Genomic DNA, 13,529 nt, shown 5'->3' with positions numbered 1-13,529 from the left:
GGAGGATCGGAGACCATCGCTACAATCCACGTTCTCGTGAATTCAGGATCGCGTGTACTGTCGGGGGGTGATTGTTGCCTCCGACATCGAGGTGCTGGCCCGGTTCGGCCGCGCGCTCGCCGACCCGCTCCGCTGCCGCATCCTGCTCGCCCTGCGTCACGCCCCCGCCTACCCGGCCGACCTCGCCGACGCGCTCGGCGTCTCGCGGACCCGGTTGTCGAACCACCTGGCCTGCCTGCGGGACTGCGGTCTGGTCGTCACCGTGCCCGACGGCCGCCGCACCCGCTACGAGCTCGCCGACGAACGACTCGGCCACGCACTGGACGACCTGCGCACCGCCGTGGCGGCCGTCGAGACCGACCACACCTGCCCGGATGCCGAGACGAAGGGGTGCTGCTGACCATGACCGCCGAGATATCCCTGCCCCTCGGCCCCTCTCCGGCCCGCCGCGAAGCGCTCGCCAAGCGGATACGCCTGCTGGTCGGCGCGACGATCACCTACAACGTCATCGAGGCGATCGTCGCCATCACCGCCGGCACGATCGCCTCCTCCACCGCCCTGATCGGCTTCGGCCTCGACTCGATCATCGAGGTCTCCTCCGCTGCCGCAGTCGCCTGGCAGTTCTCCGCCTCCGAGCAGGCCGTCCGCGAAGCACGCGAACAGCGCACCCTGCGGATCATCGCCGTCTCCTTCTTCGCACTCGCCGCGTACGTCACCGTCGACGCCGTCCGGGCATTCACCGGCACCGGGGAAGCCGAGCGATCGGTCCCTGGCATCGTCATCGCCGCCCTGTCGCTCGCGGTGATGCCGTTCCTGTCCGCCGCCCAGCGCCGCGCGGGCCGCGAACTCGGGTCGGCCTCGGCGGTGGCGGACTCCAAGCAGACCCTGCTGTGCACGTACCTGTCGGCCGTGCTCCTGCTCGGCCTGGTCCTCAACGCCACTCTCGGCTGGTCCTGGGCCGACCCCGTCGCCGCCCTGGTCATCGCCGTCATCGCGGTCAAGGAGGGCCGGGACGCCTGGCAGGGCAAGAGCTGCTGCGCTCCCACCGCCGCGGTGGTGCCGTCCGCCGGTGCCGAGACGGACGCGTGCGGCTGTCGCCCGGGCTGCGACTGCTGCCACTGACCGCCCCGCCCACCCCTCGAGCGACCCCGGCGTGGCGCGACGCCGGGGCGCTCGGCCGTCTCGCTCCTCGGCGTCGGCCATGGGGTTCCGATCCGCCTGAGGTCGGCCCTGCCGCGGGCGATCTCGTCCAGTGGTGTCACCCCCGACACGCGGGGGCGACACCACTGGAGTTCATACCCCCTAGGGGTATAAAGTGAGTGTGTCAGGGCGCCACGGCGTTCCCGTGCGCCCCTGCCGCACCACGACTCCGAACGAAGAGGAGAACACCATGACCTCCGAGACGAGGACCGAGCTCCCCCAGGCCACCGGTTCCTGCTGCTCGCCCGCCGGCTCCTGCCATGACAGCGCGGCCGAGGTCCGGACCGGCGGCACCACCACGGTCTACGAGGTCCGCGGCATGACCTGCGGCCACTGCGAGGGGGCCGTGGCCGAGGAGATCTCCGGCATCGCCGGCGTCACCTCCGTCAAGGTGGTCGCCGCCACGGGCCTGGTCACCGTCGTCTCCGAGGCGGTCCTCGACGAGGCCGAGGTGCGCGCGGCGGTCGACGAGGCGGGCTACGAGCTCGCCGGCCAGGCCTGACCCACGCCACCCGCGCCCCCGGCGCCGCCCCCGCCCCCCGGACGAACCGGGTGGGCCGGAGCGGCCGGGGGCTTTTGCCGCCTTTGACGGTGACTGTCAGTCCCCGGGCCCGTAGCTCCACGTGATTTCACCTTCACGTGACTCACAGGACCTTCACAAAGAGACCTAGATCACAGATATTTGGGGGTAACCATTTGGACGGCTCGCGAGTCTAAATGGGCGATGCCAAGAACGTCTTGGGGGACGTTCATGGGATGTCTTGGGGGACGTCCCAGGCAAGCGTTGGCCGGGGCACGTGCACCGGGGAGCTTTGAGCGGCCCTCCCGTACGTACCCCGGCAGATCGCATCGCGAGCTTCTGCTGCAACCCGGCAGACGCCCGGACCCGGATCCCGTGGGGGGAATCCGTTCCGGGATATGGGAAGCGCCCCGCTTGCCGACCCGTGGGGGGATCGGCGGCGGGGCGCTTCTTGCTGTGCGGGTACCTCCGGCGGCGCCTCGGGGCGCCGCGCCCGGACGGGCGGGTGCCCCGAGGAGACGGCCTCGCGTCAGCGGCTCTCGACGGGGACGAAGTCGCGCAGGACCTCGCCCGTGTAGATCTGGCGCGGGCGGCCGATGCGGGACCCCGGCTCCTTGATCATCTCGTGCCACTGGGCGATCCAGCCCGGCAGGCGGCCCAGGGCGAAGAGGACCGTGAACATCTCGGTCGGGAAGCCCATGGCCCGGTAGATCAGACCCGTGTAGAAGTCCACGTTCGGGTAGAGGTTGCGCGAGACGAAGTAGTCGTCGGCGAGCGCGTGCTCTTCCAGCTTCAGCGCGATGTCCAGCAGCTCGTCGGACTTGCCGAGCGCCGAGAGGACATCGTGCGCCGCCGCCTTGATGATCTTCGCCCGGGGGTCGAAGTTCTTGTAGACGCGGTGGCCGAAGCCCATCAGGCGGACGCCGTCCTCCTTGTTCTTCACCTTGCGGATGAAGGAGTCGACGTCGCCGCCGGCGGCCTGGATGCCCTGGAGCATCTCCAGCACCGACTGGTTGGCGCCACCGTGCAGCGGGCCCCACAGGGCCGAGATGCCGGCGGAGATCGAGGCGAACATGTTCGCCTGCGAGGAGCCCACCAGGCGCACGGTCGAGGTGGAGCAGTTCTGCTCGTGGTCCGCGTGCAGGATCAGCAGCTTGTCCAGCGCGGAGACCACGACCGGGTCCAGCTCGTACTCCTGGGCCGGCACCGAGAAGGTCATCCGCAGGAAGTTCTCGACGTACGACAGGTCGTTGCGCGGGTAGACGAACGGGTGACCGATCGACTTCTTGTACGCGTACGCCGCGATCGTGGGCAGCTTGGCCAGCAGCCGGATCGTGGACAGGTGACGCTGCTTCTCGTCGAACGGGTTGTGGCTGTCCTGGTAGAACGTCGACAGCGCGCTGACGACCGAGGACAGCATCGCCATCGGGTGGGCGTCACGCGGGAAGCCGTCGAAGAACCGCTTGACGTCCTCGTGCAGCAGGGTGTGCTGCGTGATCTCGTTCCGGAAGGCCGCCAGCTCGTCGACCTTGGGCAGCTCACCGTTGATCAGCAGGTACGCCACCTCGAGGAAGGTGGAGCGCTCGGCCAGCTGCTCGATGGGGTAGCCGCGGTACCGCAGGATGCCCTGCTCGCCGTCCAGGTAGGTGATCGCGGATTTGTAGGCGGCGGTGTTGCCGTATCCACTGTCCAGGGTCACCAGACCGGTCTGGGCTCGGAGCTTCCCGATGTCGAAGCCCTTGTCACCGACGGTGCTCTCGACCACCGGGTAGGTGTATTCACCGTCCGCGTACCGCAGTACTACAGAGTTGTCGCTCACGTCATCCCTCACCGACGTAGTGCCTCTTCTTCGAGGTGCCCTGACTGTCTCTACCATCCCCCACTTGGCCCAGCAGAGTGCACTCGGGGTCGACCATTCGGCCAATTGGCGGCACTCAGTGCCGTCAACCTGCTCATCCTGCCCCCTTCGCCCCGGTTACGAAAGTCCGGATGATCCTTAGGTGATGTTTCCCACCCGCACCTCACCTTTCAGCCGATGGCGCAGTGAGGTAAAGCGCCGACCAGCGGAAACGGTACGGACCGCCTGCCCGATCGCTTTGCGTGAGCCGACGAGGACGACGAGCTTCTTCGCCCGCGTGACGGCCGTGTAGAGCAGGTTCCGCTGGAGCATCATCCACGCCCCCGTGGTGACCGGGATCACCACCGCCGGATACTCGCTCCCCTGGGAGCGGTGGATGGTGACGGCGTACGCGTGTGCCAGCTCGTCCAGCTCGTCGAAGTCGTAGGGCACCTCCTCGTCCTCGTCGGTCAGGACCGTCAGCCGCTGCTCGTCCACATGGAGCGAGGTGACCACACCGACCGTGCCGTTGAAGACCCCGTTCGCCCCCTTCTCGTAATTGTTGCGAATTTGCGTGACCTTGTCGCCGACGCGGAAGACCCTTCCGCCGAATCTCTTCTCCGGGACGTCCGGCCGCGACGGGGTCACGGCCTGCTGGAGGAGGCCGTTCAGGGTGCCCGCGCCGGCCGGGCCCCGGTGCATCGGCGCCAGCACCTGCACGTCCCGGCGGGGGTCGAGGCCGAACTTCGCCGGGACGCGGCGGGCGGCGACGTCCACGGTGAGCCGTCCCGCCTCCTCGGTGTCCTCCGTGACGAACAGGAAGAAGTCCGGCAGCCCCGAAGTGATCGGGTGCTGACCGGAGTTGATCCGGTGCGCATTGGTGACGACACCGGACTGCTGGGCCTGCCGGAAGATCCGCGTGAGCCGCACCGACGGGACCGGGCTCTCCGGCGCCAGCAGGTCCCCGAGCACCTCCCCCGCGCCCACGCTCGGCAGCTGGTCGACATCCCCCACCAGCAGCAGGTGCGCACCGGGCGCCACCGCCTTGACCAGCTTGTTCGCCAGCAGGAGATCCAGCATCGACGCCTCGTCGACGACGACCAGATCGGCGTCGAGCGGCCGGTCCCGGTCGTAGGCCGCGTCCCCGCCCGGCTTCAGCTCCAGCAGCCGGTGGACCGTGGACGCCTCCGCGCCGGTGAGCTCCGCCAGCCGCTTGGCCGCGCGGCCGGTGGGCGCGGCGAGGATCACCTTGGCCTTCTTGGCGCGGGCCAGCTCCACGACCGACCGGACCGTGAACGACTTGCCGCAGCCGGGGCCGCCCGTGAGGACGGCCACCTTCTCGGTGAGGGCGAGCCGCACCGCCTGCTCCTGCTCGGGCGCCAGCTCCGCCCCCGTACGATCCGCGAGCCACGCCAGCGCCTTGTCCCACGCCACGTCCCGGAACGCCGGCATCCGGTCCTCCTCCGTGCGCAGGAGCCGCTGGACCTGGGCGGCCAGGGAGATCTCCGCCCGGTGGAACGGAATCAGATAGACGGCCGTCAGCGGCTGCCCCTCCGGCCCCGGCACCTGCTCGCGCACGACGCCCTCCTCGTCGGCCGCCAGTGCCGCCAGGCACTCGATCACCAGGCCCGTGTCGACCTGGAGGAGCTTCACCGCGTCGGAGATCAACTGCTCCTCGGGGAGGAAGCAGTGCCCCTGGTCGGCCGACTGCGAAAGGGCGTACCGCAGTCCGGCCTTGACCCGCTCGGGGCTGTCGTGCGGGATCCCCACGGCCTGCGCGATCCTGTCGGCGGTGAGGAACCCGATGCCCCACACGTCCGCGGCCAGCCGGTAGGGCTGGTTCTTCACCACGGAGATGGAGGCGTCCTCGTACTTCTTGTAGATCCGCACCGCGATGGAGGTGGAGACGCCGACGCCCTGGAGGAAGACCATCACCTCCTTGATGGCCTTCTGCTCCTCCCACGCGGCGCCGATCATCTTCGTCCGCTTCGGCCCGAGGCCCGGCACCTCGATGAGCCGCTTCGGCTCCCGCTCGATGACGTCGAGCGTGTCCACGCCGAAGTGCTCCACGATCCGGTCGGCGATGCGTGGCCCGATGCCCTTGATCAGGCCGGAGCCCAGATACCTGCGGATGCCCTGGACGGTGGCCGGCAGGACGGTCGTGTAGTTCTCCACGGTGAACTGCTTGCCGTACTGCGGGTGCGACCCCCAGCGCCCCTCCATCCGCAGCGACTCCCCCGGCTGCGCGCCGAGCAGCGAGCCGACCACCGTGAGGAGCTCGCCGCCGCCCCGCCCGGTGTCGACCCGGGCGACCGTGTAGCCGTTCTCCTCATTGGCGTACGTGATCCGCTCGAGGACCCCTTCGACCACTGCTGGACTGGACATGCTCCGACGCTACCCGGCACCTCCGACAGCACCGCCCGCCTGTGGAAAACTCCTGCCCCGCCCGGCTTTTGCGGGCCCGACGGCCGGATCGCGGAGACCGGCTGCTCGCCGGCGTCGCGCGCGTGCGCGTCGGCACGTGGGGTGACGGCGGGGCGCGTCCGCAGATGGTCCTGATCGCCGGGCCGGACGGTGGCGTCGCGAGCGGCGAGTCCCCGAGCAGCACGGGGCGCCAGGCACTACAAGGGGCCCGGTCCGCTGACCGGGCCCCTGCGTGCTCCCCCCGGACGGGCTTCCTGGATCCCCCCAGATCCTCCCCCCGGAAGCCTGACGACAACTACGACACTCGTCACCCCGGAAGGGTTGCACGATCGCGGGCAGTTGTTTTTCCGGAATTCGGATTCCACAAGCCGTCGTCAGAGGACGTGCCGGACGAACCGCCGGACCGTCTCCTCCAGGACCTCCCCGCCGTCCCGGGCCCACAGGCCGTCGTTGAAGAGCTCCACCTCCATCGGGCCGGTGTAGCCGGACGCGTCGACCAGCCGGCGCCAGGCGCGCAGGTCGACGGTGCCGTCGCCGAGCTGCCCCCGGCCGTTGAGCACCCCGGCGGGCAGGGGTGTGGTCCAGTCGGCGAGCTGGAAGGAGTGGATGCGCCCCTGGGCGCCGGCCCGGGCGACCGCCGCCGGGGCCCGGTCGTCCCACCACACGTGGTACGTGTCGACGACGACGCCGACCTGGGAGGCGGGGAAGGGCTCGGCGAGGACCAGTGCCTGGTCCAGGGTGGAGATCGCGCAGCGGTCGGCCGCGTACATGGGGTGGAGGGGCTCGATGGCGAGCCGGATGCCCCGCTCGGCCGCGTACGGGGTGAGTTCGGCGAGCGCGTCGGCGATCAGCGAGCGCGCGGCGACCAGGTCCTTCTCCCCGGGCGGGAGGCCGCCGGAGACCAGGACCAGGGTGTCGGTACCGAGGGTCGCCGCCTCGTCGAGGGCCGCGCGGTTGTCGTCCAGGTTCGCGGCGGTGGTGAAGAAGCCGCCCCGGCACAGGGTGGTGACGGTCAGCCCCGCGTCGCGCACCAGCTTGGCGGTGGCCTGGAGGCCGTGCTCGGCGACCGGTTCGCGCCACAGGCCGATGCCCGGGACGCCGAGGCGGGCGCACGCGTCCACCAGCTCGGGCAGGGGCAGTTGTCGGACCGTCATCTGGTTGACGCTGAAGCGGTCCAGGTCGCTCATTGTTCGACTCCGTACACCGTGAGCAGGGACTTCATACGGGACTCGGCGAGTTTCGGGTCGGGGAACAGGCCCAGCCCGTCGGCCAGTTCGTAGGCCTTCGCCAGGTGCGGGAGCGAGCGCGCCGACTGCAGGCCGCCGACCATCGTGAAGTGGTCCTGGTGGCCGGCCAGCCAGGCCAGGAACACGACACCCGTCTTGTAGAAGCGGGTCGGCGCCCGGAAGAGGTGGCGGGAGAGTGTGACGGTCGGGTCGAGGAGCGCGCGGAAACCTTTCCTGTCGCCAGTGTCCAGCATCCGTACCGCCTCGGCCGCCAGTGGGCCGAGCGGGTCGAAGATGCCGAGCAGGGCGTGGCTGAAGCCGTGGTCGTCGCCCTCGATGAGTTCGGGGTAGTGGAAGTCGTCACCCGTGTAGCAGCGCACGCCTTCGGGGAGGCGGCGGCGCAGCTCGACCTCGCGCCGGGCGTCCAGCAGGGACACCTTGACGCCGTCGACCTTGTCCGGGTGCCCGGCGATGACCTCGAGGAGGGTGTCGGTGGCGGCGTCGAGGTCGGCGGAGCCCCAGTAACCCTCCAGAGCGGGGTCGAACATGGGGCCCAGCCAGTGGAGGATGACGGGTGCGCTCGCCTGGCGCAGGAGGTGGGTGTAGAGGGTCGTGTAGTCGTCGGGGGACCGCGCGGCTGCGGCCAGGGCCCGGGACGCCATGAGGACGGGCTGGGCGCCGGCGTCCTCGACGAGGGCCAGTTGTTCCTCGTACGCCGCACGGACGGTGGCCGGGTCGGCCGGGGCGGTGAGCTGGTCGGTGCCGACGCCGGCCGCGATCCGGCCGCCGACCGCCTTCGCCTCGGCGGCCGAGCGGCGGATCAGTTCGGCCGCCCCCGCCCAGTCCAGGCCCATGCCGCGCTGGGCGGTGTCCATGGCCTCGGCGACGCCCAGCCCGTGGGCCCACAGGTGGCGGCGGAAGGCGAGGGTGGCGTCCCAGTCGACGGCCGCCGGGGAGTCGGGGGTGACGTCCGCGTACGGGTCGGCGACGACGTGGGCGGCGGAGAAGACCGTCCGGGACACCGGAGGGGCACCCACGGTGGTGAAGGACGCGGGCTCGGTACGGGGTTCGTACGGGCCGTGCGGCAGCCTGATCGTCACAGCGACAGCTCCGGTACGTCGTAACGGCGTCCTTCCGTCGAGGACTTGAGGGCCAGATCGGCGAGCTGTACGCCGCGCGCGCCCGCCAGGAGGTCCCAGTGGTACGGCTCGCCGAGCGCGACGTGGCGCAGGAAGAGTTCCCACTGGGCCTTGAAACCGTTGTCGAACAGGGTGTTGTCCGGGACTTCCTGCCACTGCTCGCGGAACGCCTCCGTGACGGGGATGTCCGGGTTCCAGACCGGCTTGGGCGTGGCGGAGCGGTGCTGGACGCGGCAGCCGCGCAGTCCGGCGACGGCCGAGCCGTGGGTGCCGTCGACCTGGAACTCGACCAGCTCGTCGCGGTGGACGCGTACCGCCCAGGAGGAGTTGATCTGGGCGACGGCGCCGCTTGCCAGCTCAAAGATGCCGTAGGCGGCGTCGGCGGCGGTGGCGGGGTACGGCTTGCCGTCCTCGTCCCAGCGCTGCGGGATGTGGGTGGTGACGTGGGCGGTCACGGACGTCACACGGCCGAACAGTTCGTGCAGTACGTACTCCCAGTGCGGGAACATGTCGGCGACGATGCCGCCGCCGTCCTCGGCGCGGTAGTTCCAGGAGGGGCGCTGGGCCCGCTGCCAGTCGCCCTCGAAGACCCAGTAGCCGAACTCCCCGCGTACGGAGAGGATCTCGCCGAAGAAGCCGCCGTCGACCAGGCGCTTCAGCTTGAGCAGGCCCGGCAGGAAGATCTTGTCCTGGACGACGCCGTGCTTGATCCCGGCGGCGCGGGCGAGGCGGGCGAGTCCGAGGGCGCCGGAGGTGTCGGTCGCGGTGGGCTTCTCGGTGTAGACGTGCTTGCCGGCGGCGATCGCCCGGGTGAGGGCGTCGACGCGGGCGGAGGTGACCTGGGCGTCGAAGTAGATTTCCGTGGTCTCGTCGGCGAGGACCGCGTCGAGGTCGGTGGACCATTCGGTCAGCCCGTGCCGGCCGGCGAGGTCCCGCAGGGCGTGCTCCCGGCGGCCGACGAGGACCGGCTCGGGCCACAGGACCTGGCCGTCGCCCAGGTCGAGGCCGCCCTGCTCGCGGATCGCGAGGATCGAGCGGACCAGGTGTTGCCGGTAACCCATCCGCCCCGTGACGCCGTTCATGGCGATCCGCACGGTTCTGCGTGTCACGAAGGTCCTCCCTCTGTGGTGGGCGGTTCGCCCGTGATGAGGGGAGTCATGCCCGGACAACGTCGCAGCAAGCGCTTTCTACCGGTGATGACGCTAGCCTGCCGACAGCGGCTCGTACAAGGGCCCTGTCCGACTCTCCTCGGAGGCACGCGATGACCGTCACCCTGGCCGATGTGGCGGCACGCGCCCGGGTGTCCCCGGCCACCGTCTCCCGCGTCCTGAACGGCAACTACCCGGTCGCCGCCTCCACCCGTGAGCGGGTGCTGCGCGCCGTCGACGAGCTGGACTACGTACTGAACGGCCCCGCCAGCGCGCTCGCCGCCGCCACCTCCGACCTGGTCGGCATCCTCGTCAACGACATCGCCGACCCGTTCTTCGGGATCATGGCCGGGGCCGCCCAGCACGCGATCGGCGAACGCGCCTCGGGCCGGGCGGGCGGCGAGAAGCTCGCCGTGGTCTGCAACACCGGCGGCTCCCCCGAGCGCGAACTGACCTACCTCACCCTCCTCCAGCGCCAGCGCGCGGCCGCCGTCGTGCTGACCGGAGGCGCGGTGGAGGACGCGGACCACATCGCGGCGACGGCCGCCAAGCTCGCCAAGCTCGCGGACGCCGGGACCCGGGTGGTGCTGTGCGGGCGGCCGCCGGTGCCGGCGGCGGGCGACGCGATCGCGGCCGCGCTGACGTTCGACAACCGGGGCGGTGGGCGGCGGCTGACGGAGCATCTGCTGACCCTCGGCCACCGGCGGATCGGGTACGTCGCCGGACCGGCCGAACGCACCACCACCCGCCACCGCCTGGAGGGCCACCTCGCGGCGATGGAGGCGGCGGGGCTGGGCGGCGGCCGGGAACTGGACCGGCTCACGCTCCACGGGCCCTACGACCGGCGCTCCGGGTACGACGCGGCGCTGGAGCTGCTGCGGCGCGAACCGCACCTGACCGCGATCGTCGCCGCCAACGACACGGTCGCGCTGGGCGCCTGCGCCGCGCTGCGCGACCAGGGGCTGCGCATCCCGGACGACGTCTCGGTGGCGGGCTTCGACGACCTGCCGTTCTCGGTGGACGCGGTGCCCGCGCTCACCACCGTACGGCTGCCGCTGTACGAGGCCGGGGTCCGGGCCGGGCGGCTGGCGACCGGCACCGAGACCCCGCCGCCCGGCGGTGTCGCGACGATCGGCGGGGAGCTGATGGTCCGGGCGTCGACGGGCCGGCCGGCCTCATGACCGGGGGCGGGCCCCGGGGCGGCGCCGGCGGCGGACCGGCCGGCCGCGTCACGCTGCGCGCCCCCGAGCCCGGGGACCTGGGGTGGATCGTGGCGCGGCACGGCGCGCTGTACGCGGCGGAGTACGGCTGGGACACCACGTTCGAGGGCCTGGTGGCCCGGATCGTCGCCGACTTCGCCGAGGACCACGACCCGCACCTGGAGCGGGTGTGGATCGCCGAGCTGGACGGCCGCCCGGCCGGCTGCGTGATGTGCGTCCGCGACGAGGCCCCCGCGACCGCCCGGCTCCGCCTCCTCCTGGTCGAGCCGGAGGCGCGCGGCCACGGTATCGGCGACCTGCTGGTGCGCACGGTGACCGAATTCGCGCGGGAGGCGGGCTACCGGGAGCTGGTGCTGTGGACCAATGACGTCCTGACCGCCGCCCGGCGGATCTACCGGCGCGCCGGGTTCACCCTGGTGGCCGAGAAGCCGCACCGCTCGTACGGGGCGGACCTGGTGGGTCAGGACTGGCGGCTGCCGTTGCGCGGGCAATGACGCCGCGCCCGCGGGGTACGTTCCACGCGAGTCCGACCGGACCCCGCGTCGCACGAAGGAGCTGCAGACCGTGAAGTACGCCTTCTCCACCCTCGGTGTCCCCGGGATGCCGGTCCCCGACGTCGTCCGCCTCGCCGTGGAGAGCGGCTACCAGGGCGTGGAGCTGCGCGCCCACCCCGAGGAGCCGGTGCACCCCGGGCTGGTGGGGCACGAACGGCGGGCCGTGGTGGAGGAGTTCGCGCGGGAGGGTGTCGAGATCCTGACGGTCGCGGGGTACGCGCGGGTCGCGGAGGCCGGTGACGACGAGCCCGTGTACGAGGAGCTGCACCGGCTCCTGTACCTGGCGGCCGACCTGGGGGCACGTCACGTCCGGGTGTTCCCGGGCGGCGGTGACCAGGACCCGGCGGAGGCGGACGCGACGGCGGCCCGGCGGCTGGGCGTGGCGGCGGAGATCGCGGCGGACCTGGACGTACGGATCCTGGTCGAGACGCACGACTCGCACCGCACGGGCGCGGACGTGGCGCGGATCGTGGGGACGGTGGGGCACAAGCACGTGGGCGCGCTGTGGGACGTGATGCACCCCTGGACGGCCGGCGAGGCCCCGGTGGCGACGCACGCGGTGCTGGCGCCGTACCTCGGGTACGTCCAGGTCAAGGACATCGCCTCGGTGGAGGACACCACACCGCTGCCCCTGGGCGCCGGGGTACTGCCGCTCGCGGAGTGCCTGGCGCTGGTGGGCGAGGGGGACGGTGAGCCCTGGGTGTGCTGGGAGTACGAGAAGCGGTGGCACCCCACCGCGGCGGATCTCCCGCCACTGCTGGCCGCGGGGCGGGAGCATCTCGCCGGGCTCGCCTGAACGGACCGCCCAACGCTCCCGCCGGCCCCGCGCCCGGACGAGCGGCACCCCGGCGATCGGCCGAGGGCCGGGCGGCCGGTACGGACGGCACGGGCGGTACGGGCGGTACGGGCGGTGCAGGCGGTACGGCCGGTGCCGGCAGTACGGCCGGTGCCGGCAGTACGGCCGGTGCGGGCGGCGGGGATGACGAGGGCGGTACGGGCGGCGCTCACGGCACGAGCGGCACCTCGGCGATCGGCCGAGGACCGCGCGGACGGCACGGGCGGTACGGGCGGCGCGGGCCGATCGGGCGGCGCGGGCGGTACGGGCGGCGCGGGCCGATCGGGCGGCGCGGGCGGTACGGGCGGCCCCGCGCCGGGTGACAGGGCGAACCCGGTGGCTGCCGCGAGGGTCAGGGGCGTGTCCCCGGCGGGCCGGGCGACGGCCGCCCGGGCGGGCACGGTTGCCCTCCCCCGGCGCGGCACGCGCCCGGGGCTCCGGGCCCCGGGCCGCGGAGTCGTCGCGGCGGTCGCCGGCACGGCCCCCGGCTGTGCACTGTTCGGGCGGGCTCCGGGCGACACGGCGTCACATGGGCACGAGGAGGGGGCGTACGGATGTGAACCTGGCGTGAGTCCCCGAGACCGGCCGGGGATTGCCCGGCCTCGCCCGAAGGAGTTCCTCATGGTGTCCAGACGCAGCTTCGTGCAGGCCGGCGGCCTGACCGCCGCCGCATGGGCACTGGGCGGCCCGCACCTCGCCAGGGCGGTGACGAGGGAGCCCCCTCCCGTCGGGGACCACATCCCGGCCACGGAGCTGGGGAGCGCCGCGGCCTGTACGGTGCCTCCCGGTCACGACCCGGAGGTGATCAGGACCGTGTACCGGGTGGGCGTCGAGCTGGGCGTCAACGACAAGGTCATGCTGGCCGGCTTCGAGGCCGGGTGGGTCGAGTCGCACATGAACAACCTGCCCTGCGGGCACCTCGACTCGGTCGGTGTCTTCCAGCAGCGCCCGAGCCAGGGCTGGGGCACCCGTGAACAGTGCATGGACGTGACGTACGCGTCCAACTCCTTCTTCACCAAGGCCGTCGAGACCGACCGCGCGCACCCCGGGTGGACCGCCGGTCAGGTCGCGCAGGGGGTGCAGCGGTCGGCCTTCCCGGAGCGGTACGACCAGGCGGAGGCCAAGGCCCGCGCGCTCCTCGAGGAGGCACGGTCGGCCGCCGGCGGCCCGACGACCGCGGCACCGGACACGGTGGCCCCGGGGACCGCGGCACCGGACACGACGCCCTCCGGGACCGCCGCACCCGACACGGTGACCCCCGGGACCGCGGCGCGGGAGGCGTGGGCCGATGCCCTGCGGAAGACGCTGCCGGCGGCCGGCCGCTCCGGCCGTGCCGGGAACTGACGCCGTGCCAGGGCCAGGGGCGTCCCGCCTCCCGGCCGCCGTTCCCGGCGCGGTGTGCTCAGGTCCTTGACCTGGCAGTTAC

At 72.2% G+C, this 13,529-nt stretch carries 11 protein-coding genes and 1 pseudogene; 7 read left to right on the top strand and 5 right to left on the bottom strand.

What is annotated here, in order from left to right; genetic code table 11:
* The first annotated feature begins 67 nt into the window (after positions 1–67).
* From ACZ6C1_RS12005 to ACZ6C1_RS11995, 3 genes are all read left to right on the top strand, one after another.
* On the top strand, positions 68–400 hold the full coding sequence (locus tag ACZ6C1_RS12005; protein ID WP_469240146.1) for an ArsR/SmtB family transcription factor: 333 nt from the start codon (positions 68–70) through the stop codon (positions 398–400).
* Between the two features lie 2 nt (positions 401–402).
* Positions 403–1,122, top strand: coding sequence for a cation efflux transmembrane domain-containing protein (locus ACZ6C1_RS12000; protein WP_469240145.1), 720 nt, complete (start codon positions 403–405; stop codon positions 1,120–1,122).
* Positions 1,123–1,390: 268 nt separating this feature from the next.
* Positions 1,391–1,702 (top strand): heavy-metal-associated domain-containing protein, encoded by a 312-nt coding sequence (locus ACZ6C1_RS11995; RefSeq protein WP_469240144.1) that lies wholly within the window; start codon positions 1,391–1,393, stop codon positions 1,700–1,702.
* A 547-nt stretch (positions 1,703–2,249) separates the two neighbouring features.
* Here the strand turns inward: ACZ6C1_RS11995 and ACZ6C1_RS11990 are convergent.
* The 5 genes from ACZ6C1_RS11990 to ACZ6C1_RS11970 form a co-directional block, all read right to left on the bottom strand.
* Entirely contained in the window at positions 2,250–3,539 is a 1,290-nt protein-coding gene (locus ACZ6C1_RS11990) for a citrate synthase (protein ID WP_469240143.1), read from the bottom strand.
* 177 nt (positions 3,540–3,716) lie between these two features.
* Positions 3,717–5,942: an SF1B family DNA helicase RecD2 gene (gene recD2 / locus ACZ6C1_RS11985; RefSeq protein WP_469240142.1), complete on the bottom strand. Its 2,226-nt coding sequence runs from the start codon at positions 5,940–5,942 to the stop codon at positions 3,717–3,719.
* Positions 5,943–6,355: 413 nt separating this feature from the next.
* Positions 6,356–7,168 (bottom strand): sugar phosphate isomerase/epimerase family protein, encoded by an 813-nt coding sequence (locus ACZ6C1_RS11980; protein ID WP_469240141.1) that lies wholly within the window; start codon positions 7,166–7,168, stop codon positions 6,356–6,358.
* A complete protein-coding gene (locus tag ACZ6C1_RS11975) occupies positions 7,165–8,307 on the bottom strand; it encodes a dihydrodipicolinate synthase family protein (protein WP_469240140.1) in 1,143 nt (380 codons plus the stop codon). Before ACZ6C1_RS11975 ends, ACZ6C1_RS11980 begins: the two co-directional genes overlap by 4 nt.
* Positions 8,304–9,455, bottom strand: coding sequence for a Gfo/Idh/MocA family protein (locus tag ACZ6C1_RS11970; protein ID WP_469240139.1), 1,152 nt, complete (start codon positions 9,453–9,455; stop codon positions 8,304–8,306). The genes ACZ6C1_RS11975 and ACZ6C1_RS11970 overlap by 4 nt, the downstream gene beginning before the upstream one ends.
* Positions 9,456–9,607: 152 nt before the next feature.
* On the opposite strand from ACZ6C1_RS11970, the gene ACZ6C1_RS11965 reads away from it, so the two are divergent.
* The 4 genes and pseudogenes from ACZ6C1_RS11965 (at position 9,608) to ACZ6C1_RS11950 (ending at position 13,447) form a co-directional block, all read left to right on the top strand.
* On the top strand, positions 9,608–10,675 hold the full coding sequence (locus ACZ6C1_RS11965; protein WP_469240138.1) for a LacI family DNA-binding transcriptional regulator: 1,068 nt from the start codon (positions 9,608–9,610) through the stop codon (positions 10,673–10,675).
* Positions 10,676–10,722: 47 nt separating this feature from the next.
* Positions 10,723–11,208 (top strand): annotated as a pseudogene (locus ACZ6C1_RS11960) (GNAT family N-acetyltransferase); the annotation flags it as partial.
* A gap of 70 nt (positions 11,209–11,278) precedes the next feature.
* Positions 11,279–12,064 carry a sugar phosphate isomerase/epimerase family protein gene (locus ACZ6C1_RS11955; protein ID WP_469240137.1) on the top strand — a complete coding sequence of 262 codons (786 nt, stop codon included), beginning with the start codon at positions 11,279–11,281 and terminating at the stop codon, positions 12,062–12,064.
* Positions 12,065–12,724: 660 nt separating this feature from the next.
* Entirely contained in the window at positions 12,725–13,447 is a 723-nt protein-coding gene (locus ACZ6C1_RS11950; protein ID WP_469240136.1) for a hypothetical protein, read from the top strand.
* Positions 13,448–13,529: the final 82 nt, after the last annotated feature.

This window comes from Streptomyces sp. NPDC041796, assembly GCF_055590785.1.
Note: the sequence above shows the minus strand (reverse complement) of the source record. Positions and strands in the feature narration are given on the sequence as shown.

Coding starts and splice junctions, on each gene's coding strand:
- ACZ6C1_RS11995 (WP_469240144.1), top strand. CDS start 1,391: ATGACCTCCGAGACGAGGACCGAGCTCCCCCAGGCCACCGGTTCCTGC.
- ACZ6C1_RS11980 (WP_469240141.1), bottom strand. CDS start 7,168: ATGAGCGACCTGGACCGCTTCAGCGTCAACCAGATGACGGTCCGACAA.
- ACZ6C1_RS12000 (WP_469240145.1), top strand. CDS start 403: ATGACCGCCGAGATATCCCTGCCCCTCGGCCCCTCTCCGGCCCGCCGC.
- recD2 (WP_469240142.1), bottom strand. CDS start 5,942: ATGTCCAGTCCAGCAGTGGTCGAAGGGGTCCTCGAGCGGATCACGTAC.
- ACZ6C1_RS11965 (WP_469240138.1), top strand. CDS start 9,608: ATGACCGTCACCCTGGCCGATGTGGCGGCACGCGCCCGGGTGTCCCCG.
- ACZ6C1_RS11950 (WP_469240136.1), top strand. CDS start 12,725: ATGGTGTCCAGACGCAGCTTCGTGCAGGCCGGCGGCCTGACCGCCGCC.